Source organism: Rhizobium sp. AN6A, assembly GCF_900215635.1.
Classification (GTDB): Bacteria; Pseudomonadota; Alphaproteobacteria; order Rhizobiales; family Rhizobiaceae; genus Agrobacterium; species Agrobacterium tumefaciens.
This window is the reverse complement of record NZ_OCNC01000003.1, coordinates 1,410,571-1,431,582: the sequence shown is the minus strand read 5'-3', so window position 1 is coordinate 1,431,582 and position 21,012 is coordinate 1,410,571. Positions and strand designations below refer to the sequence as shown.

Here is a 21,012-nt window from a genome sequence, read left to right as displayed (position 1 = left end):
TGCTGATATTTCTGCCGCAGCAGAGCGATACGGGCTTTCATCGGTACGGCATTCATTGTTATGGCGGGCTTGAAAGATTTGTGTTGCAGGAGCGCCGATGACCAAAACCCTGAAATGCGACGTGCTGGTGATCGGCACCGGCATTATCGGTTCGATGGCGGCGCTTTACCTGCAAAATGCCGGGCGTGAGGTCTTTCTTCTGGAGCGCGGTGAAGTTGCCCGGGGCGCGAGCTCCGGTAATGCCGGCATCCTGGCCTTTCCCGAAATCATCCCCATTCCCGCCCCCGGCATCATGAGAAAAGCACCGCGCTGGCTTTTCGATCCGCTCGGCCCGCTCAGCGTGCCGCCTGCCTATGCGCCGAAGATCGCGCCGTGGCTGTGGCGTTTCTGGCGCGCCAGCGCTGAGCGCAACTTTCGCCACGGCCTGAGAGCGCTCAGCGAGATCAACCGGCTGTCTGCCACCGAAATGGCCCATGTCGCCGCCATGCCGGAGCTCTCGCACTTTGTCGCGAAAACCGGCACGCTCGATCTTTACGACAGCGAAGCCAGCCTCAACGCTGCCCGCAAAGACTGGGATGAAAAGGAACAGGCAGGCTTCTCTTCCAAGCGTGTCGGCCGCAACGAGATAGACGAGTTGCAGCCGGGTCTTGCCCCGCAATTCCGCCACGCCATGTTCTCGCCTGATGGCTTGCAGGTCTCCGATCCCTACGACTTCACCCGTGCCATTTTCGATCTGGTGATCGCCCGTGGCGGAAAGCTGCGCAAGGGCGAGGCAGAACGCATCGACGCCGTCGGCGAAAGTACGATCGTGACCCTGGAAAACGGCGACAAGATCGACGCCGACAAGGTGGTGATCGCCTGCGGCGCGTGGTCCAAGCCGCTTGCCGCAACACTTGGCAACATCGTGCCGCTGGAAACCGAACGCGGCTATAACACCACCCTGCCCGCCGGCGCCTTCAACCTCACGCGCCAGCTTTATTTCAACGACCACGGTTTTGTCGTCACCCCGCTATCTTCTGGTATCCGCGTTGGCGGCGCAGTCGAGTTGGGCGGTCTGGAATTGAAGCCGAATTTCAAGCGATCCGAGGCCATGCTCAAGAAAGCCGGGCGTTTCCTGCCCGGTCTTAAGGTTGAAGGCGGCCAGCAATGGATGGGGTTCCGCCCTTCGATGCCGGACTGTCTTCCCGTCATCGGCACCGCGCGCACCACACCTTCCGTCATCTATGCCTTCGGCCATGGTCATCTGGGGCTGACACAATCGGCAGCTACCGCCCGCCTCGTGACGCAACTGGCAAACGGTGAGGAGACCGCAATATCGGTCGATCCGTTCCGTCCGGGGCGTTTTTCCTGAAAATGCGGGAATCCGGTTTCAAGCTGGTTAGAGTTTTTACAGTTTAAGCGGACGTCTGTGCGCTATTTCACCTGCTGTACGGAATCTTCCGGAAACTCCACCGGGGCGAAGGACGGATAGACCTTTCGCAGGATCGTCACCTGCTGCTGATCGCTCACACGCAGCAAATACCATTGCGTACCGTCGATAAGCGCCAGCGTATGGGATTTCGCTTCGATCGTCTGGCCGCCGGTTTCCATCACCGTTTTCGTCGGAACGAGTGCATAGGGCGTTCCATCAGGCGTCTGCTGCACACTGATCGCCGCCGTGTCCATGGTGAATTCGGTGATCTTGACTGCCGCAAGCGCCATTTGCATCTGCGTGGTCAGAGCGCTACGCAACTGCCCGACGGAAACACCCGCGTCGTTTGCAATGAATTCAAAGATTTTCGGCGGCACCGTCCGGCCGACAAAATCAAAATCCTGCGCATTCAAGGCGGCGCTGAACCGCTCTATCTGTGTTCGCAGCTTGTCCTGCTCGGACGGCAAAAGATCGCGCGACAAAGCGGGATGCGACATCACCGCCAGTAATAACAGCCAGGAAAACAGGCGTTTCATTGCTTCGCCTTTCCGGGTTTGGGCCTGCCGGTTGCCCGGCATCGCAACGTCCTGCGCCGCGAAACGCTTGCGAACAGCGTCGCTCAGCGCAGCAGAATGAAACCCGCAGCCGAAAGCACGAGGAAAACGATAAGGCCGCCAAGGAAACCCACGGACGTAAAGAAACCCGCGACCATGGCCAGCATCAGCACACAGACCAGCATCGTGCCGTACTTCGTCATGGCAAGAAAAGCGTTATAGGTCTTTTCATGCTCGGCGTAGTTCATCTCGGCGCCAACTTCGACCGGACCTGTGTGGTGTTCGCTCATTCCGCTTCCCCTTCTGCTCCATCCGCCATACCCGCCGCACAAGACAATTTGCCCCGCGGACGATAACGGGCCCATGCCGGATTCTCCGGAGCCAGAGGTAACATGAAGTCGACGAAAAGTGCAATGCGTTCCACACGAAAGAACATCGATGGCAAGCGGGGCAAACGGTATGCCGTGCAAAGCGTGCCGTCGTGCAACATTCTTTTGTAAACGGTTGAAAACGGCGGCCATGCGGCCGGTTTAACAGTGGTTTCGGTTGCTTTTCGGACAACCTGCCCATACACGGGATTCTGTGGGGAGGAACGCCGGAATTTGGCTGTGCGGATACGCGTGGAGGCGTGCCCGTCACGATGGCCGACCGGCTTGCTTGCCACCATAACCCGCAAAGGGCCCGGCAAGGGAAGAGGGGAAAGTCATGAAACCGCTTTTGAAATTAAGTGCGCTGATCGACCTTGTCAGCGAAGCTCTGGGCAAGGTCGCCGGTTATCTGGTGCTTGTCTGCTGCCTCGTCAGCGCCGGAAACGCCATGGTGCGTTATACCTTCAATTATAGTTCAAACGGCTGGCTCGAAATCCAGTGGTACATGTTTGCCTTCATCGTGCTGGTGGGTGCCTCCTACACGCTGCGCATGAACGAACATGTGCGGGTGGACATCATCTACGGGGCTATCTCGTCTCGCACGCGCCTGTGGGTGGACATCATCGGCATCGTACTTTTTCTTATGCCCGCCTGCTTTTATCTGGCCTGGCTTTCCTGGCCGATGTTCATGCTTTCCTGGCATCAGAACGAAATGTCCTCCAATGCCGGCGGGCTCATCCGCTGGCCGGTGAAACTCATCATCTTCGCCGGATTCGCCCTTCTGGTTCTTCAGGGATTTTCCGAACTCATCAAGCGCATCGGCGCCCTCAACGGGCTTTATGCGCTCGATACGAAGTACGAAAAACCCCTGCAATGATCGCCGCGATCTGAACCTTCAGGATATTTCCCATGTTCGAATATGGTATTCTTCCGCCACTGATGTTCCTCGGCATGATCATCTTCATGCTCTACGGATTTCCGGTCGCTTTCTCTCTTGCCACCGTCGGTCTGGTTTTCGGCGTCATCGGCATCTTCACCGAGCATTTTTCGCCGGCCTTCCTTCAGGCCTTGCCGCTGCGCATCTTCGGCATCGTCTCGAACGACCTGCTGCTCGCCATTCCCTTCTTCACCTTCATGGGCGCGATCCTGGAGCGATGCGGGCTTGCCGAAGATTTGCTTGAAGGCACGGGCAAGCTGTTCGGCGCCATTCCGGGCGGCCTCGCCTATGCCGTCATCATCGTCGGCGCAATCCTTGGCGCGATCACCGGCACGGTTGCGGCCTCCGTCATCACCATGGGCGTCATCTCGCTGCCGATCATGCTAAAATACGGTTACAATCCGCGGCTTGCAACCGGCGTCATCGCCGCGTCGGGAACCATCACGCAGGTCATTCCACCTTCGCTCGTGCTGATCGTTCTTGCCGACCAGCTCGGTAAATCCGTCGGCGACATGTATCTCGGCGCGATCGGCCCGTCGATCCTGCAAGTCGCCATCTTCATGCTCTTCATCCTGTTCATGTCGATCGTGCGGCCGAAGGATTTGCCTGCTTTGCCGCCGGAAGCGCGGGGCGAACTCAACCGTGCACTGGTATTTCGCGTGCTGGCGGGCATGGTGCCCTCCATCGTGCTGATCTTCCTCGTGCTCGGCACCATCTTCCTCGGCCTTGCAACACCAACGGAAGCCGGCGCGCTCGGCGTCGTCGGCGCCATGGCGCTGGCCGCAGCCCACCGCCGCCTCACCTGGGATCTCGTCAAGCAGGGCATGCATTCCACCATGCACATCACGTCCATGGTGGTGTTCATCCTGGTAGGCGCCACCTGCTTTTCCCTCGTCTTTCAGGGCATGGACGGTTCTCTGTGGATCGAGCACATGTTGTCGGGCATTCCTGGCGGCCCGATTGGCTTCCTGATCTTCGTCAACATCTTCATCTTCTTCCTCGCCTTCTTCCTCGATTTCTTCGAGATCGCCTTCATCGTCATCCCGATGCTCGCACCCATCGCGCAGGCACTCGGCATCGACCTGATCTGGTTCGGCGTGCTGATCTGCATCAACATGCAGACCAGCTTCATGCACCCGCCCTTCGGTTTCGCGCTGTTCTACCTGCGCTCAATCGCGCCGCGCACGGTCAAGACCTCGGATATCTACATGGGTGCCATTCCCTGGCTCGGCATGCAGCTCATCCTCGTCGCCATCGTGATCTTCTGGCCGGAATCCGTCACCTACTGGTTGGACAAAGCACCCCAGGTGGACCTCAACTCCATCAAGATCGAAGTGCCTGCCTTCGGCAATCAGGGCGGCAACACCATGCCCAATTTCGGCCTGCCAGGAGGCCAGCCGGGTGGGTTGCCAGGCATGCCTAACCTCGGTGAACCACCGAAGATCGGGCCTTAACCGGCGTCTTTTAAGGATTTTTCGGAGAACTTATCGTTGCTGAGTGGAAGACAGGGTTGCACCCTGCCTTCCATTTACTCTGTATGGAAATTGAACCTGACAGTCATCGACCAGCCTGTCCGGTTTTTCCGAGGTCGGCGTGGCCAATCCTTGCCGACACTGCAGCCAGTCACTGAGCCCGCTGCTTTTGCTTCCGACAGCCCTGATCGTCAATCGCCCTTTCCTGTCGGGCGCATGCAGGCGCGACGGCACAACAAAAACCCCGGAGACCGAAGTCCCCGAGGCTTTTGTCCGGTCCGCCGCACCGAATAATCAGAGCTTGCCGTTACGCTGCTGGATCATCATGAAAGTATCGAAAGTATATTCCGCAAGCTGCATCCACAGGTAACCCTCACGCTTGAAGGCGACCTGATCCTCGTAGATCTTCTTGAAATCCGGATTGGTTGCTGAAATATTGGCATAGACTTCCAACGCCGCCTTATAGCAGGCCTCGAGGATTTCCTGGCTGAAGGGCCGCAGCACGGCACCTTCCGAAACCAGCTGCTTGATGGCGATGGGGTTTTTCGCGTCGTATTTCGCCATCATGCTGGTATTTGCGAAGGCACAGGCATCCTGCAGGACCGTCTGGTAGTTCTTCGGCAGGCTGTTCCACTTGTCCAGATTGACGAAAGAATGGATGACCGGGCCGCCTTCCCAGAAGGCCGGGTAATAATAGTATTTCGCCACCTTCTGGAAACCGAGCTTGTGGTCGTCATACGGACCAACCCATTCCGCAGCGTCGATTGTGCCTTTTTCCAGCGCCGGATAGATGTCGCCGCCGGCGATCTGCTGCGGCACCACGCCGAGCTTTTCCACCACCTTGCCGGCAAGACCGGCAATGCGCATCTTCACGCCCTTGAAATCGTCGACGGTGTTGATTTCCTTGCGGAACCAGCCGCCCATCTGGGCGCCGGTATTGCCTGATATCATGCCGTAGAGATTGTGCTTGGCGTAAAACTCGTTGAGCAGCTTGTTGCCGTTGCCTTCGTAGAACCAGGAATTGGTCAGGCGGGCATTAAGACCGAACGGTATCGCCGTGCCGATGGCGAAGGTCGGATCCTTGCCGACGTAATAATAGGAGCAGGTATGGCACATTTCCACCGTACCCGATGATACGGCATCGGCCGCCTGCAGGCCGGGCACGATTTCGCCAGCCGCAAACGGCTGGATGGTGAAATTGCCGTCGGTAGCGGCCGCCACGTGTTTGGCAATATCCTCGGCGCCACCATAGATCGTATCGAGCGACTTCGGAAACGACGACGTCAGTCGCCAGGTTATCTTGGTATTCTGTTGTGCAATTGCGGGCGCAGCCAAGGCTGTCGCAGCAGCCCCCGCCAGCGCACCTTTTTTCATAAAGGAACGGCGATCCATCTATATCCTCCCAGATATCAACGCTGCCCGCAGCTTGAATTCCCCTCGTGCTGTTCAGGCATCGCAGCAAAGTAAGCACGGTTACAGCCCAGCTGACAAGCACCCGCGCCAAGAATTAATTGCCGGAAAACCAGCCTTATCGGGAATTTTCGAGCGGTCTCTTCGCTATTTTATTTGCAACTGAAATATCGCGACGCCGCCTTATACTTTAGCCGCATATATCGCGCTCCGAGGACGAAACACATGCTTGACTTGGCCCGCTGGCAGTCGCACAAATTTTCGAAGATTCGCCCCGGAGCCACCATGCCAAAACCGATTATCGCCGTCCCCGCCGACATCCGGCATTTCACCGGAGCCGACTGGCACGCCGCGCAGAACCAGTATCTTTCCGCAGCGCTGAAGGTGGCTGATGTCATGTCCTTCATCGTTCCGGCCTTTGAAGACGGCAATGAGGTCGATGCCATCCTCGACCGGGTCGATGGCTTGCTCGTCTCCGGCTCGGCCACCAATGTTCACCCTTCTCTTTACGGAAAAGAGGCACAGGAGAGTGACGGCCCGTTCGATCCAGCCCGCGACGCCACCAGCCTGCCGCTGATCCGCCGGGCGTTGGAACGCGGCATTCCGATGCTTGCCATCTGTCGCGGCATTCAGGAGCTGAATGTCGCGCTGGGCGGCACGCTTGCTTCCGAAATTCAGGAACAGCCCGGAATCTGGGACCACCGCAAGCCGGAACATGAAGACCGCGACGTGGCCTTCGCCATCCGCCAGCCGGTGCATGTGCGCGAAGGCTCCTGCATTGCGCAGCATCTTGGCGTCTCGGGAGAAATCCAGATCAATTCGCTGCACCGGCAGGCAATTGCCGAGACCGCGCCACGCCTGCAGGTGGAGGCGACGGCGGCAGACGGCACGATCGAGGCCGTTTCCGTCATCGATGCCAAGGGCTTTGCCGTTGGTGTGCAATGGCATCCGGAATATTGGGCCGAGACGGACGCACCCTCGCGCGCTTTGTTCGAAGCTTTCGGCAAGGCAGTTCACGAGTACCGGAACAGCAAGGCCTGAAACCGACCCCTCCCCTCCAAGGCCACTCAGGCCCTTGTCGATAGGACAAAAAAAGGGGCAAGCTTGAAGGCCTGCCCCAGGTCCGGGAGGAGGAGTGCTTAGCGTTTTGCGCGTTTCTTCTGGCGGTAGACGTCCGCGACGACGGCAGCCACGATGATCAGTCCCTTAACGATCTCCTGGTAATAGGCATCGACCCTGAGGAACGTGAAACCGGATGTCATGACACCGAGAATGATGGTGCCGATCACTGTTCCGGTAATACGGCCGGCACCGCCGGCGAGCGAAGTGCCGCCGATAACGGCCGCGGCGATGGCGTCGAGTTCATACATCACACCCATGCCGGCCTGCGCCGTCTGCGCACGGGCGGCGGTGACGACGCCTGCAAGACCGGCCAGCATGCCGGCAATGGCATAGACCTTGATCAGATGCGCCTCGATATTGATACCGGAAACACGGGCGGCCTGCTGGTTGGCGCCGATGGCATAGGTGAACTTGCCGTAACGGGTGTAACGCAACGCAACGTGGAAAATAACCGCGACGACGAGGAAAACCACGACCGGCCAGACACCTGTACCGATGAAGGTGAAACCGTCGGTCAGACCGGAAATCGGTTGGCCCTTGGTGTACCATTTGGAAAGGCCGCGCGCCGTCACCATCATGCCGAGGGTTGCGATGAAGGGCGGGATTTTCGTGCGCGCTATAAGCTGCCCGTTGATGAAACCGGCCAAAGCGCCAGCCAGAATGCCGACAGCCAGCGGCATGAAGAAAGGGAGATCGGTCAGACCCGGGTAAAGCGCCCGCGGCCATGTGGAGGCCTGCCCCACGCTGGCAGACAACATCGCCGTCAGACCGACGACCGAACCGGAGGAAAGATCGATGCCGCCGGTGATGATGACCTGCGTGACGCCGACGGCGATGATGCCGATGACCGACACCTGCAGGATCATGATCGTCAGGCGCTGCTGGTTCATCAGAAAGCTCTGGCCGATGAAAATCCAGCCAAGAATTTCATAAACAAGCGCGATGCCAATCAGCACGAAAAATATATTTGCTTCCGGCGGTATGCGCCTGTGCGGCTTGCGCCCGGATTTTGCATCCAACTCTGCGTTGGCGGCGGCGTTCGTATTCATAGTCATTCCTCCTCGAGAAATCCCGGCGCGCCTCACCGCGATGCGAGATCCATCACTTTCACCTGTGTGGCTTCACTTCTGTCAAGGAAGCCCGTCACGCGACCTTCATGCATGACCATGATACGGTCGCTCATGCCCAGAACCTCCGGCATTTCGGAGGAAATCATGATGACGGCGACGCCATTGCGCGCCATCTCGCCAACCAGCTTGTGGATTTCGGCTTTTGCCCCGACATCGATCCCGCGCGTCGGCTCATCCAGAATGAGGATGCGTGGCTGTGTCAGCATCCATCGCCCGATCAGCACCTTCTGCTGATTGCCGCCCGACAGGTTTTCGATGCGCTCGTAAAGATTGGGCGTCTTGACCCTGAGCTTGCGGCACATGTCGTCGCAGGCTTCCGAAAGCGTCTTTTCCTGCACGAAGCCGTTGGCGACATATTTGTCCTGAAGAACCGCGATCTGCATATTCTCAAGAATATTGAGGATCAGCAGGCAGCCGGTATCCTTGCGGTCTTCCGTCAGGAACGCCATGCGGTGACGGATCGCCTCTGTCGGACTTGCGATCGACACAGGCTTGCCGTTGATTTCCACAGTGCCCGAAGACGCCTGCGTAACGCCGAACACCGTTTCCGCAACGTTCGAGCGGCCAGAACCGACAAGGCCGGCGACACCTAGAATTTCCCCGGCGCGAACATCAAATGACACGTCATGGAAGACGCCGTTCAGTGTCAGATTCTTGACCGACAGCACCACATCGCCGATCGGAACCTCTTCCTTCGGAAACATCTGGGTAATTTCGCGCCCCACCATCATGCGGATGATGTCGTCACGCGTCACATCGGTGGACGCGTGGGTGCCGATATATTTGCCGTCGCGAAAGACGGAAAACTCATCGGCGATCTCGAAAAGCTCATTCATCTTGTGGGTGATGTAGACGATGCCGATACCGCGTTCCCTGAGATCGCGGATGATACGGAACAGATGTTCCACCTCACGCTCCGTCAACGCTGACGTCGGTTCGTCCATGATGAGAACATCGGAATCGTAGGAAACCGCCTTGGCGATTTCGACCATCTGCCGGCTTGCAACCGATAGTTCGCCGACACGCATTTCCGGATCGAGATCGATACCGAGCCTTTCGAGCAATGTCTGGGTGCGGCGATACATTTCGCCATGGTCGATAAAGCCCAGCCGGTTTTTCGGCTCGCGGCGAATCCATATATTTTCCGCCACCGTCATATAAGCCATCAGGTTAAGTTCCTGATGGATCATCGCAATGCCGTTTTCGAGCGCATCAAGCGGTGAATCGAGGCGTATCGCAGCGCCCTTCAGGCGAATTTCTCCGACATCCGGCTGGTAGATACCTGCCAGAATCTTCATCAGCGTCGATTTACCGGCGCCATTCTCACCCATCAGCGCATGCACAGTGCCGCGCTTGAGGTGGAACGAAACGTCATCCAGCGCAACAACGCCGGGAAATTCCTTGCGTATGCCGTCCGCTGCGAGAAGATATTCTGCATTGGGCACGGCGCCGCTGGCGCGCACGGCGGCCATTGTCGATGGGCTGACGACCATCTTATCCTCCACGATAGACAAAAATGACCGGGGGAAGAGGTTTCGCCAAAAGGCGCCCATCCTCCGGGGAGGCTTACAGCGCCGTGCCGGTCAAGACACACAAAAGCGCTGCAACACTTTGAATTCACTGAAATTCTATTCTAGGCTGCTTCGCTCGGCGTCTGAGACGCCGACTGCCGTCCAGAACCGGCATTTGCTTCCGATATTGCTTGAAACGGTCGCAAATGCCGGTAAAGGGTCGTCAGTTCTTGGCTACGTAGTCCTTGACGTTTTCCGGGGTAACGAGCTGGAAGGGAATGTAGACCTTCTTATCCACCTTGTCGCCCTTGACGAGCTTCAGTGCGGCATCGAGAGCACCCTTGCCCTGGCCAGCCGCATCCTGGAAGACCGTCACATCGAGATCGCCTGCCTGCATGGCGGCAAGAGCGTCTTGCGTGGCGTCCACACCGGCAACGACATATTCCTTCATGTCCTTGCCCGCGGCCTTCAGCGCCTGGACAGCGCCGATCGCCATTTCATCGTTATTGGCGATGACGGCATTGAACTCGATACCGCTGGATAGCCAGTTGGTGACGAGGTCGGAACCCTGCGTGCGCTGCCAATTGGCCGTCTGCTCTTCAACCACGGAAATGCCCTTGCATTCATCGGTTTTCAGAACATCGTGAACGGCCTGCGTGCGCATGCGCGCGCCCTGATTGGACAACTCGCCCATCATGATCACGGCCTTGCCCTTGCCACCGAGAAGGCGGCAGACTTCCTTGGTTTCAAGCGTGCCGGCCACGGTTTCTTCCGATGCCACGAAGGCCTGGCCGTCCGGCAGGGCATCCACGTTCACCGGCTGGCGGTTGACGTAAACCAGCGGAATCTTGGCTTCAGCAGCAAGTTTCGACATGGCCGCCGTCGCATCCGTATCAACCGGATTGACGATGATCGCATCGACCTTGGAGGCGATGAAATTCTGGATCTGGCTCTGCTGCTTGGCAACGTCGTTCTGCGCGTCCTCAACTTGCAGGGTGACGCCCTTCAGCTCCTTGGAATAATCCTGCATGCCGTTGCGCAGCACCGTCAGGAAGTTGTCGTCGAACAGGGCCATCGAAACACCGACGGTCTCGGCATGTGCCGCCGTGCCCAAAAGCACAGACATAGCCGCACTGATAATAAGCTTTTTCATTGTTTTCTCCTCCTCGGTGTCCAGCGCCACCTCTCCCAGCCGGAAACGGACCCGAGAGCCCGTCGCTAACTCCTCACATCCAGAAAACGGAATAATGAAACCGAATTTCTGTTGTTCGATATATTTATTCCATTTTTGGTTCGAACGTCAATGCTTTCTTCGTGGCCGTGGAGCGAGACGGCACACAAGGCGGTGATGACCAGGAGTTTTCAGAGAAAACGGGTATAGCCCCCTCCGCCCTAGCGTGGGCGGAGGGGGCTCATGCGCTTGCTGAGCACTTTCACGGAAGTCGCTGGGTTGCCTGTGATAAAACGTCACGGACAAACGGAAGAGTGGGACGGGCGCGAAAGACGCGCCACGTCTTAATCGTGAAAACCGGGCATCACATCCGCCGGAATGGGGCAGACATAATCACTGCCCTCGGTTTTCTCCAGCCATTCTTTTTTGACACTTTCAAGCAGCTCGGGCGAGGTCATCAGCGAAAGACCTGTCGATGCGAGCGTCTTGGCGGCGTGTGCCATGGCTTTGTGGGCGGCCGGGCTTTTGCCCTGCGCCACCACCTGCCATGTATGCGGATTGGTCCCGATTGCCCATGCGGGCGTCCAGCATTGCGCTGTCGGCGTCACCCAGCTGACATCACCGACATCGGTCGATCCGGCACGAAAATGCGACTGCCCCTCGAAATCGCGCAGGCCGAGATGCAGCGGCGTCGACCCGTCGATCTTCCCGTTGGAAAAGACGTCGCCCTTGATCTGGTAGAGCCGGATACTGCTCTTGATTGCCTCTTCCGTGAACGTGTCCTGAATGACCTTGGCGAAGCCCTGATCGGCCTCGTCGAAGGCTATGGGTCCAAGCGCCACCATGTTTTCATGCATCGCCGTTTCGAGCGTGATGTTGGGCAGGAGATTGGTGGAGGCGGTATCGAAGACGATCTCCACCTCTGTTTCGGTCATCATGGCCGCACCAAGCGCGACCTTGTCCACACGGGCTGCGAGATCGAGCGCCTGGCGCATTTCAGGTGCGCGGATCAGATAGAGCACTTCGGCCTTTGCCTGCACCACATTTGCCGCTTTGCCGCCGGCATCGGTGATCGCATAATGCACCCGGCAATCCTGCGGCATGTGTTCGCGCAGGAAATTGACGCCGACATTCATCAGTTCAACGGCATCGAGCGCCGAGCGACCAAGATGGGCGGCGTTGGAGGCATGGGAAGCAACACCTTTGAAGCGGTAAAAATATTCCAGCACCGCGAGATTGTTGGTGGAGCGCACGCCGTTGAAGGGCGCGGGATGCCACGTCAAAGCCGCATCGACATCGTCAAACAGACCGGCACGCACCATGAAAGTCTTGCCGGAACCGCCCTCTTCGCCGGGGCAGCCATAATAACGCACCGTGCCGGGCAGGTTGTTGGCTTTCAGATGCCGGGCAAGTGCGATGGCGGCCATCAGCGAGCCGACGCCGAGCAGGTTGTGGCCGCAGCCATGGCCGGTGGCATCGGATTCAAGCGGTTTTGCCTCAGCCACGCCGGCCATCTGGCTCATGCCGGCAAGCGCGTCAAATTCGCCTAGGAAGGCAATAACCGGCCTGCCGTGACCGAATTCACCGATGAAGGCCGTGTCCATGCCGGCTACGCCGCGGCGGACTGCAAAGCCGTTTTCCTCAAGCGCGTTTGCCAGAACCCCGGAGGATTGCCTTTCCTCGAATTTGAGTTCGGCAAAATCCCAGATGCTGTCGCTCAAAGTGGTGAAATGTGGCTTCATTGACTCGATTTCGGCGGCAATCGACATCACGGCTTCACGGTTCATGGCTTGTCCTCGCATTCCTGCCCTTTAAGGGCGCACGCAAACGCTTCGGCGGGGGGCCGCCAAATCATTACGGTCATGATGGAAAATGCCCGCGCCGGGCTTTGCTTCCGGCGCGGGTAATATTGGATCAGTTGTCGACCGAGACTTCCCAGAGGCGGGCGTTCGACTGCCAGACCGGCTGACCCTTGAGCTTCTTGGTCGCGCCCCAGACATCGACCATGTCGTAAAGGAAGATGCCGGGCATTTCCTTCAGCATCAGTTCGTGGAACTCGTCGAAAATCTTCTGGCGCTTCGCCTGGTCGGCCTCGACGTAGGCGGCCTTCATCAGCTCGATCGCCTTCGGATCATCCCACATCAGGGAGGCGTTCTTGTCCTTGTTACCGACGTAGAATGCATACATCAGGGCCGGATCGAGACGCGGCGCGACAGACTGCGAGATCACCTGATAATTGCCGGAACGGCGACGATCCACCTGCGTGGCATAGTCCAGCACCTCGATCTGTACGTTCAGACCCGCCTGCTGCATCATGGCCTGCGCCATGACGGCTGCCGGAAAACTCGGCACATTGCCGCGCTTGTTGGCGATGATAGAGATCGGCTCGCCCTTGTAACCGGCTGCCTCCAGTTCCTTCTTGGCTGCCTCAATGTCATAGGCCGGACGCTTCTTCTGGGTCCCATCGAAATAGACCGAGTCCTGTGAAACCATCGAGCCGTTGGCTTCGCCCGTACCGTTCGACGCGGCGGCGACCAGTTCATCGAGATCAAGCGCCATCGCCATGGCGCGGCGCACGCCGGGATTGCTCAGCACCTTGTCGCGGGTCTGAATATAGAAAAGGTTCTTGCCGTTGTTGCGGGCAACAATGAGCTGCATCTTCTCATTCGTCTTGAACTCCGGAATGAGATCGGGAGAAATCTCGGCGGTGTCGAGCACGCCGGATTCGAGGCCCGCCTTCACGGTCGAGGCGTCCGGAATAACCATGAACTTGATGCCGTCGGCCAGCGGCCGCTTGGAGCCGACCATGCCATCCGGCTTGCCGTCATTTACAGGCGAAACATAATCCGCGAATTTGGCGAGGCGGATATATTCACCCTTTTTCCATTCGTTCCACTGGAACGGACCGGTGCCGATGGGCTTGACGAAGCTGCCGTCAGCGGCAACGGATTCCGGCGAGATCATGCCGGTGTAACCGCATTCGGGCCGCGACATCAGGCCGAGGAAAACGGCTGACGGCTTTTCAAGCGTGATCTGAACCGTGGAGGCGTCCGTGGCCTTGACGCCGGTGACATGCGCGGCACCGCCTTCCACGAAATCATTCAGGCAGGCCCATTTGGTTTCGGGCTTCAGATAGCGCGTCCAGTTCCAGACGACATCCTCTGCGGTGAGCGGCTTGCCGTTATGGAATTTTACATCCGCGCGCAGCTTGAACGTATAGGTGAGACCATCTGGCGAAACCTCGAAGCTCTCGGCAAGCAGCGGCTTTACTTCGCCGCCATTGTTGTAACCGACGAGGCCTTCGACGATGTGCAGGATCACCCCGTCCGTATTGCCGTCACGATTGACGCCGGGATTACTGCTGCGCAGATCTGAGCTCTGCGCGATGGTGATGTCGCGAGCCGCCGCGATATTGGCTGTTACGAGCAGGGCCGCGCCTGCGAGAAGAAGTTTTTTCACTGTTCTACCCTCTTTGTTGTCGTTGATTATCATTGTTGAAATCCATCCCAGCAGGCCTGTGCCAGCCGGCCGATCGTTTCGAGCGCGATGGTGTATCCCGGCGTACCGTCCGGCAGGGTCTGCGGCACTTCATCGGTATAGGCGGTGATGATGAAAGACGGCGCGCCGTTCCTGTAGACGATGCCGGCATCCATGCGTCCGCGCTTGCCGCGTCCGCTTTTGCTGGCCACCATCGCTTCGAAAGGCAGGCGGGAGCGGATTCCATAACGCAATATCTGTTTTTTCAGCGTCTGCATTGCCCAGCCGCACAATTGCGGGCTGCAGCCGAGCTTTGCCTGCGCCTCTGGCGAGGACTGGGCATCAAGAATGGTCTGAAGCAGCAGCACCTGGTCCGCCGCCGAGGTGGTCGTGACGGTCTTCAGCGGATGATCGGCCGCCAGCGCCAACGGCGGAATGAGGAAACGGTGGTGGGTATTGGTCATACCGAGCGTCTTGCAATAGCTGTCCACTTCCTCAAGCGTCAGCCGCTCCAGCACCATCTTGGTGCAGACATTGTCGCTCAGCACCATCATGCCGGCGAGCGCATCGCGCAGGGAAATAACGATACCCGGTGTCAGATAGCGGAACATGCCGCTGGCCACCTCTTCCGCCAGCCTCTTCTCATAGGTGACGGGCTGGTCGAGATCGAGCCGCCCTTCGCTGGCGGCCTTGAGCACGGCCATCATGATCGACGTCTTGCGGGTGCTGCCCGATGGGGTCTCCTCGTTTTCTCCCCGTCCGATCTCTTCGCCGGTCAGGAGATTGCGCACCATGAAGCGCGTCACAAAAGGCTGTGCATCACAGATAGCATTCAGTTGGGCAGCCACAGTCATTGTCATCTTCCTGTTAAACTTCTTCTTCCAGACGCCATTTGAGTGTCACACCGCCCTTTTCATTCTGGTCGAGGGCGGGAATGGCCGAGAGGAGCCGGCGTGTGTAGGCCTCTCTCGGGCTGTCGAAAATCGTGTCGCGGTCGCCCTCTTCGATGATACGGCCGTCCTGCATGACGACGACACGGTCGGCCACCTGTTCGACCACGCCGAGATCGTGGCTGATGAACAGGCAGGAAAAGCCGTAGCGTTTCTGCAGATCGGAAAAGAGAGCGAGCACCTGCGCCCGCACCGTCACGTCAAGGGCGGAAACCGGTTCGTCGGCGATCAGGAACCGCGGACGGCGGGCAATGGCGCGGGCAATCGCCACGCGCTGGCGTTGGCCGCCGGAAAGCTCGTGCGGATAACGGCTGGCATAGTCTGCGCCAAGCCCCACCTCTTCCAGCGTTTCCAGCGCCCGCTTGCGCTTGGCGGCCTGATCGAGACCGGGGACGAGACGCAACGCCTCCTCCACCAGCGCCTGAATGGTCATGCGCGGATCGAGTGATGAATAGGGATCCTGAAACACCATCTGGCAATTCAGGCGATAGTCGTTCCAGTCCTCGTTGCGTTCCCGCCCCTGAAACTGGATCTGCCCTTCGCTTTCCTTTACGAGACCGGCAATGGTGCGGCCAAGCGTGGTCTTGCCGGAGCCGGAGCCACCGACCAGCGCCACGACCTCACCTTCGTGAATATCGATGCTGACCCCATGCAGCGCCCGCTTCGGCTTGGCTTTCTTCAGCAGTGACTTGCGTCCGGCATAATCGACAACGATGTTTCGGGCTGAAATCATCGGCGCCTTGCTGCTGTCGACGACACGCGGCTCGCCCCGGAAGGGCAAAGAGGAAAGCAGCTTTTTCGTATAGGGATGCTGCGGCGCATCTAGCAGGTCTTCGGTGCGACCCTGTTCGACGATCACGCCCTTCTCCATAACCACGATACGGCTCGTATAGCGGGCCACCATCGGCAGGTCATGGCTGATGAGAAGGACGGCTGTTCCCTCCGCCCGTGTCAGTTCGACCATCAGTTCCATGACGTCGCGCTGGATGACGGCATCGAGCGCCGTCGTCGGCTCGTCGGCGATCAGCAGCGCCGGTTTCAGGAGCATGACCGAGGCCAGCATGATGCGCTGGCGCATGCCGCCGGAAAACTCATGCGGATAGGCAGCAAGCGCCCCTTCGGGATCGCGGATGCCGACCCGTCTCAGCATCTCGAGAATTTTCTCGCGGCGCTCTTCCGGCGATAACTTGGTGTGAAGGATCAGGCCTTCTTCAAGCTGCCGGCCAATCGTCATCGACGGATTGAGAGAGGTCATCGGCTCCTGGAAAACGACGCCGATTTCCGCGCCGCGCAGGCGGCGAAGTTCCCTTGCCGGCAGGGACATCACGTCCCTTCCCTTGTAGATGACCGATCCGCCGGTGACGGCAATTGCCGGGGGCAGAAGCGAGATGAGCGCGCGGGTGGCCAGCGTCTTTCCCGATCCGCTTTCGCCGACGATGCCGAAGATTTCGCCAGGCGCAATATCGAAGGAAACATCCTTGACGACCCGGTGGCCGCTTCCTGCGACCTCCAGCGAAAGGCCACGCACGGTAAGAAGAGTATTGTCCGTCATTTGAGACCTCTCATGCGCGGGTCAAGCCTGTCGCGAAGGGCATCGCCCAGAAGATTGATGCCGAGCAGTGTCAGCGCGATGCAGAGACCGGGGAAAAGCCCGAGCCAGACGGCTTGCTGAATAAAGGGTCGGCCGGCGGCCAGCATGTTGCCCCAGGTGGGGGCCGGCGGTGGCACACCAAGGCCGAGGAAGGACAGTGCGCTTTCCGAGAGGATTGCCCAGCCGAACATGGACGTGGCAAGCACCGTGATCGGCGCGATGCAATTGGGCAGGATATGGCGGAACATGGTGTAGATCTCGCCATTGCCCATCACCAGCGATGCCTCGATGAACTCGCGCTCACGCAGCGACAATACGGCGCCACGCACCACGCGGGCCATGGACGGCGTGTAGGCGATGCCGAGCGCAAAGATTATGCCGTACTGGTTGGCACCAAAGACCGCGAGAAGGCCAAGCGCCAGGAGAATGCCTGGAAAAGCGAGAAGCGCATTGTTGATGGCCATGATGACGCCATCAACCCAGCCGCGCGCATAACCGCTGACAAGACCGATCAGAGTGCCGCAGATCGTTGCGAAGCTGACCGTCAGGAAGCCGATCCAGACGCTGGCACGCGCGCCGACCATCAGGCGACTGAGAACATCGCGCCCGAATTCGTCGGTGCCGAGAAGATGGCTGGGACCGGGCGCGGCCAGCCGCGAGGCGAAACCGAGCTTCATCGGATCATAGGGCGTCCAGAACAGGCCCGGTAATGGCAGTGATGAGCAGGAGGCCGATGAGAACGCCGCCGATAAGCCCGTTGAGTGTGAACTTTTTCATTCGGCAACCACACGCGGATCGAAGAGGGGATAAAGAAGGTCGACGAAGAGATTGACCAGCACGTAGGACAGGGAAACGAACAGCAGGCAGCCCTGTATGACGGGGTAGTCACGCGCAAAGATACTGTCGACCATCAGCCGCCCGAGCCCCGGAATGGTAAAGACCGTCTCGATGACGGCGATGCCGCCGAGAAGATTGCCGAGGATGAGGCCGATCATCGTCCATGTCGGACCAAAGGCATTCTTGAAGGCGTGCCGCCAGAGGACGGCGCTCTCCGAAAGTCCCTTGGCGCGGGCATGGGTAATGTAATCCAACCGCAGCACTTCAAGCGTGGAGGCGCGGGCCATGCGGATCAGAACACCCATTTCGTGGATCACCAGCGTCATGACAGGCAGGACGAGATAGAGCATGCCGCCAACGAGATTGTCGCTGATCGACACGTATCCCAGCACCGGCAGCCAGCCGAGCTTGAGGCCGAAGAACAACAGAAGCAGAAGCCCAAGCCAGAATGTCGGTATGGACAAAAGCAGGGTTGCCGTTCCAACCAGTGCAAGATCGGTCAGGCTGTTCTGTTTCCAGGCGGCGATCACACCCGCCGGAACCGCAATCAGGCTGGCGAGAAGAACGGCGACGACGACGATCTCAGCACTGACGAGGAACCGCGACACGACCAGCGGCAATACTGCCTCGTCGTTGACGATGGACCGGCCGAAATCGCCCTGCACCACATTGCCCGCCCATATAAAGAACTGTTGCGGCATGGACTTATCGAGACCAAGCTCTGTTCTCATCGCCTCGATCTGTTCCGGTTGCGCCATGTCGCCCAGCATCAGGGCGGCCGGATCACCCGGAATGAAACGGATGAGCGCAAAGACCGTGATCGACACAAAGGCGATCGTCGGCAGCGCCATCAAAAGACGGCTCAGTATGAATCTTATCATCGGTTCCCCACGATTGATGGCCGGGAACGTGCTCCCGCCTCTATCGGTTTCGTTGCGAATGACTATGACGGATTGATAAATAACGCGCAATATTATGCATAAATGTCATATGTCTATGCAGAATGGTGGCACGTTTCATCCTGACAGGAACAATGAGATTTCTCGCGAAAAACCCTGTTTTCAGTCGATTTTTTGCGAAAGCTGGATTTGTTGCTTCAAGGCGTCGCTGAGTGCCTGCGCGGCGATGGACAGCGGTGCGCCCGAGGCCCGGGCAAGACCGAACTCCTGCGTTGATTGCGGAATGAAGGGCAGCGCCACGACGGGAAGGTGCCTGTAGAGGTTAGCATAAAAACTGCTGATGATCGTAACGCCCAGACCATGCGCGACATAGGCACATGCGGAACTGTTGGTGTGGGTCTCGATCTTCACCATGGGCTTGACGCCCGCCTTCTTGAAGACCTGCTCGAGCGCCATGCGGTTCGGCCGCTGCCGGCCGATCAGAATGAGCGGAATGTTGCGCAGGTCCTTCACCGTTATCTCGGTAAGCTCGGCTAAAGGGTGATCCTGACGGACCACGCAGACGCTTTTGCCGGTGGCGACACGCTCGACATCAATGCCCGGTCCGATCTCACCTTCCATGCGCAGGAAACCGAGGTCGATCACCCGCTCGCCAACCAGCCTGTTGATGGCGGTGGTCGTCTCGAAAAAAGTCTCGATGCGCACACCGGGGAAATCCCTGACATAGTCGATCAGCATGGCGGGCGCGAAGTTCTCCCACATGCTGCTCGGCAGGCCGATGCGGACGATTTCCGGGCCGGCCGCACCATTGCGCAGATCTTCGGCGTGGCCGGACATGCGGTCGACGGCAAGCAGCACATTTTCCGCGTCACGCGCGAGAAGCGCTGCCTCCGGCGTCGGGATCAGCCGCCCCTTGTCACGGGCAAACAGCGTCAGCGACAGGTCCGCCTCGAGCTGAGCCAGAAGCCGGCTGATACCGGACTGGCTGAGCCCCATGGCCTTGGCGGTGGCGATGGTCGAGCCGGTGGAAAGAAGCGTGCGAAGGACTTCGAGCTGCTTGATATTCATGAGGCCAGCACCATGGATGAAAAGACGAGCCGGTTTCGGTTCAGACCTTTTGCCGCCGATAGGCCTTCATGTCACCGGTTTTTTTAGCATTGTCATGCGGCCCGGTCGGTCGCCGGTTACAATTCCACCTCATAGACCCTGTCGTGGGTGGCAACACGAGCCTCTCCTGATGGAGTCACCCAGCCCCGGAACATGCCGGGCGTATTATAGGGTGCGGCAATGCCACCTTCGGCATCGATGGCGACAAGACCCGCACCGATATCGTAGGGCGCCAGATCCTTGTGGACGAGGTTGCCGGCGGCGGTTTCCAGATCCTGCCCGAGATAGGCGACACGGGACGCGATCTCATGGCCGACGACATAACGGATGAAAAATTCACCCTTGCCGGTGCCGGAAACGGCGCAGGCGCCGTCGCGTGCATAGGTGCCCGCCCCGATCACAGGGCTGTCACCCACCCGGCCGTCAGGCTTGTTGGTGTAGCCGCCGGTGGATGTCGCGGCTGCGAGATGCCCAGCCGCATCGAGTGCCACGGCACCGACGGTTCCGTGTTTTTCGTTTTCCGTCGCTTCCGTACCTGCGGTGGCATGGGCCTTCATGGCCGCCAGCGCCTCGACACGCTTTAGCGTGGTGAAATAGGATTGAGGCTCCGTGGCAAGCCCTTTCTCCTGCGCAAACCGGTCAGCCGCTTCACCGGTGAGATAGACTGCGCGTTCATCCTCCATGAGCGCCCGGGCCGCCTTCACCGGGTTGCGGATGGCGCGGGAGGCGCTGATTGCACCTGCCGCAAGGGTCTTGCCATCCATGATCGACGCGTCGAGTTCGTGAATGCCATTCTCGTTGAGCGCCGCCCCATGGCCTGCGTTGAAATGCGGGCTGTCCTCCATGACGACGACCGCCGCCTCAACCGCTTCCAGCGCAGTTCCGCCAGCCTTGAGCACACCATAACCGGCGCGCAGTGCCGCTGCCAGATCCTGGCGCGCCGCTTCCCATTCCTCCGGAGTCATGCTGTCTTCCGGCATAACCCCGCAACCACCGTGAATGGCCAGTGCGATCTTCGTCATATCCTCACTCCACTGTTGCCCCGCCGCAGGCAGGGCCTCTTAC

Annotated in this window: 17 protein-coding genes and 1 pseudogene; 4 read left to right on the top strand and 14 right to left on the bottom strand. The window is 59.0% G+C overall.

Annotation, left to right across the window (positions count from 1 at the left end):
* The first annotated feature begins 97 nt into the window (after window positions 1–97).
* Window positions 98–1,351 (top strand): NAD(P)/FAD-dependent oxidoreductase, encoded by a 1,254-nt coding sequence (locus CRO62_RS10505; protein ID WP_097100111.1) that lies wholly within the window; start codon window positions 98–100, stop codon window positions 1,349–1,351.
* A 62-nt stretch (window positions 1,352–1,413) separates the two neighbouring features.
* On the opposite strand, the gene CRO62_RS10500 is transcribed toward CRO62_RS10505, so the two are convergent.
* Both CRO62_RS10500 and CRO62_RS10495 read right to left on the bottom strand, forming a co-directional pair.
* Window positions 1,414–1,947 (bottom strand): hypothetical protein, encoded by a 534-nt coding sequence (locus CRO62_RS10500; protein ID WP_097100464.1) that lies wholly within the window; start codon window positions 1,945–1,947, stop codon window positions 1,414–1,416.
* Window positions 1,948–2,030: 83 nt separating this feature from the next.
* The gene (locus CRO62_RS10495; RefSeq protein WP_003510978.1) at window positions 2,031–2,255 is read right to left on the bottom strand and encodes an aa3-type cytochrome c oxidase subunit IV; all 225 of its coding nucleotides are present in this window, start codon (window positions 2,253–2,255) and stop codon (window positions 2,031–2,033) included.
* 415 nt (window positions 2,256–2,670) lie between these two features.
* Here CRO62_RS10495 and CRO62_RS10485 point away from each other — a divergent pair, with 415 nt between their 5' ends.
* Both CRO62_RS10485 and CRO62_RS10480 read left to right on the top strand, forming a co-directional pair.
* The gene (locus CRO62_RS10485; protein ID WP_003510982.1) at window positions 2,671–3,210 is read left to right on the top strand and encodes a TRAP transporter small permease subunit; all 540 of its coding nucleotides are present in this window, start codon (window positions 2,671–2,673) and stop codon (window positions 3,208–3,210) included.
* Window positions 3,211–3,242: 32 nt separating this feature from the next.
* Entirely contained in the window at window positions 3,243–4,724 is a 1,482-nt protein-coding gene (locus CRO62_RS10480) for a TRAP transporter large permease (protein WP_003510985.1), read from the top strand.
* Window positions 4,725–5,036: 312 nt separating this feature from the next.
* Here CRO62_RS10480 and CRO62_RS10475 read toward each other — a convergent pair whose 3' ends face one another.
* Entirely contained in the window at window positions 5,037–6,134 is a 1,098-nt protein-coding gene (locus tag CRO62_RS10475) for a TRAP transporter substrate-binding protein (RefSeq protein WP_003510986.1), read from the bottom strand.
* 303 nt (window positions 6,135–6,437) lie between these two features.
* Between CRO62_RS10475 and CRO62_RS10470 the strand changes: the two genes are divergently transcribed.
* Complete coding sequence (locus CRO62_RS10470; RefSeq protein ID WP_097100463.1) at window positions 6,438–7,193, top strand: gamma-glutamyl-gamma-aminobutyrate hydrolase family protein; 756 nt, start codon at window positions 6,438–6,440, stop codon at window positions 7,191–7,193.
* Window positions 7,194–7,291: 98 nt separating this feature from the next.
* On the opposite strand, the gene CRO62_RS10465 is transcribed toward CRO62_RS10470, so the two are convergent.
* From CRO62_RS10465 to CRO62_RS10410, 11 genes and pseudogenes are all read right to left on the bottom strand, one after another.
* Window positions 7,292–8,323 carry an ABC transporter permease gene (locus tag CRO62_RS10465; protein ID WP_025595623.1) on the bottom strand — a complete coding sequence of 344 codons (1,032 nt, stop codon included), beginning with the start codon at window positions 8,321–8,323 and terminating at the stop codon, window positions 7,292–7,294.
* Between the two features lie 32 nt (window positions 8,324–8,355).
* On the bottom strand, window positions 8,356–9,897 hold the full coding sequence (locus CRO62_RS10460) for a sugar ABC transporter ATP-binding protein (protein ID WP_097100109.1): 1,542 nt from the start codon (window positions 9,895–9,897) through the stop codon (window positions 8,356–8,358).
* A 241-nt stretch (window positions 9,898–10,138) separates the two neighbouring features.
* Window positions 10,139–11,068: a sugar ABC transporter substrate-binding protein gene (locus CRO62_RS10455; protein ID WP_097100108.1), complete on the bottom strand. Its 930-nt coding sequence runs from the start codon at window positions 11,066–11,068 to the stop codon at window positions 10,139–10,141.
* 362 nt (window positions 11,069–11,430) lie between these two features.
* Window positions 11,431–12,873, bottom strand: coding sequence for a M20 family metallopeptidase (locus tag CRO62_RS10445; RefSeq protein WP_097100107.1), 1,443 nt, complete (start codon window positions 12,871–12,873; stop codon window positions 11,431–11,433).
* Between the two features lie 127 nt (window positions 12,874–13,000).
* Window positions 13,001–14,545, bottom strand: coding sequence for an ABC transporter substrate-binding protein (locus tag CRO62_RS10440; protein WP_179784492.1), 1,545 nt, complete (start codon window positions 14,543–14,545; stop codon window positions 13,001–13,003).
* 29 nt (window positions 14,546–14,574) lie between these two features.
* On the bottom strand, window positions 14,575–15,417 hold the full coding sequence (locus CRO62_RS10435) for a serine hydrolase (RefSeq protein ID WP_179784491.1): 843 nt from the start codon (window positions 15,415–15,417) through the stop codon (window positions 14,575–14,577).
* A 13-nt stretch (window positions 15,418–15,430) separates the two neighbouring features.
* Window positions 15,431–17,065: an ABC transporter ATP-binding protein gene (locus tag CRO62_RS10430; protein ID WP_097100104.1), complete on the bottom strand. Its 1,635-nt coding sequence runs from the start codon at window positions 17,063–17,065 to the stop codon at window positions 15,431–15,433.
* Window positions 17,062–17,881: pseudogene (locus tag CRO62_RS10425) on the bottom strand (ABC transporter permease). Before CRO62_RS10425 ends, CRO62_RS10430 begins: the two are co-directional and overlap by 4 nt.
* Complete coding sequence (locus CRO62_RS10420; protein WP_097100103.1) at window positions 17,878–18,822, bottom strand: ABC transporter permease; 945 nt, start codon at window positions 18,820–18,822, stop codon at window positions 17,878–17,880. Before CRO62_RS10420 ends, CRO62_RS10425 begins: the two are co-directional and overlap by 4 nt.
* A gap of 180 nt (window positions 18,823–19,002) precedes the next feature.
* Window positions 19,003–19,908 carry a LysR family transcriptional regulator gene (locus CRO62_RS10415; protein ID WP_003511007.1) on the bottom strand — a complete coding sequence of 302 codons (906 nt, stop codon included), beginning with the start codon at window positions 19,906–19,908 and terminating at the stop codon, window positions 19,003–19,005.
* A gap of 116 nt (window positions 19,909–20,024) precedes the next feature.
* Window positions 20,025–20,969: an isoaspartyl peptidase/L-asparaginase family protein gene (locus CRO62_RS10410; protein WP_097100102.1), complete on the bottom strand. Its 945-nt coding sequence runs from the start codon at window positions 20,967–20,969 to the stop codon at window positions 20,025–20,027.
* Window positions 20,970–21,012: the final 43 nt, after the last annotated feature.

Bases quoted from the DNA above. Each gene is read 5' to 3' on its own strand.
- CRO62_RS10505 (WP_097100111.1), top strand. From the start codon at position 98: ATGACCAAAACCCTGAAATGCGACGTGCTGGTGATCGGCACCGGCATT.
- CRO62_RS10500 (WP_097100464.1), bottom strand. From the start codon at position 1,947: ATGAAACGCCTGTTTTCCTGGCTGTTATTACTGGCGGTGATGTCGCAT.
- CRO62_RS10495 (WP_003510978.1), bottom strand. From the start codon at position 2,255: ATGAGCGAACACCACACAGGTCCGGTCGAAGTTGGCGCCGAGATGAAC.
- CRO62_RS10485 (WP_003510982.1), top strand. From the start codon at position 2,671: ATGAAACCGCTTTTGAAATTAAGTGCGCTGATCGACCTTGTCAGCGAA.
- CRO62_RS10480 (WP_003510985.1), top strand. From the start codon at position 3,243: ATGTTCGAATATGGTATTCTTCCGCCACTGATGTTCCTCGGCATGATC.
- CRO62_RS10475 (WP_003510986.1), bottom strand. From the start codon at position 6,134: ATGGATCGCCGTTCCTTTATGAAAAAAGGTGCGCTGGCGGGGGCTGCT.
- CRO62_RS10470 (WP_097100463.1), top strand. From the start codon at position 6,438: ATGCCAAAACCGATTATCGCCGTCCCCGCCGACATCCGGCATTTCACC.
- CRO62_RS10465 (WP_025595623.1), bottom strand. From the start codon at position 8,323: ATGAATACGAACGCCGCCGCCAACGCAGAGTTGGATGCAAAATCCGGG.
- CRO62_RS10460 (WP_097100109.1), bottom strand. From the start codon at position 9,897: ATGGTCGTCAGCCCATCGACAATGGCCGCCGTGCGCGCCAGCGGCGCC.
- CRO62_RS10455 (WP_097100108.1), bottom strand. From the start codon at position 11,068: ATGAAAAAGCTTATTATCAGTGCGGCTATGTCTGTGCTTTTGGGCACG.
- CRO62_RS10445 (WP_097100107.1), bottom strand. From the start codon at position 12,873: ATGAACCGTGAAGCCGTGATGTCGATTGCCGCCGAAATCGAGTCAATG.
- CRO62_RS10435 (WP_179784491.1), bottom strand. From the start codon at position 15,417: ATGACTGTGGCTGCCCAACTGAATGCTATCTGTGATGCACAGCCTTTT.
- CRO62_RS10430 (WP_097100104.1), bottom strand. From the start codon at position 17,065: ATGACGGACAATACTCTTCTTACCGTGCGTGGCCTTTCGCTGGAGGTC.
- CRO62_RS10420 (WP_097100103.1), bottom strand. From the start codon at position 18,822: ATGATAAGATTCATACTGAGCCGTCTTTTGATGGCGCTGCCGACGATC.
- CRO62_RS10415 (WP_003511007.1), bottom strand. From the start codon at position 19,908: ATGAATATCAAGCAGCTCGAAGTCCTTCGCACGCTTCTTTCCACCGGC.
- CRO62_RS10410 (WP_097100102.1), bottom strand. From the start codon at position 20,969: ATGACGAAGATCGCACTGGCCATTCACGGTGGTTGCGGGGTTATGCCG.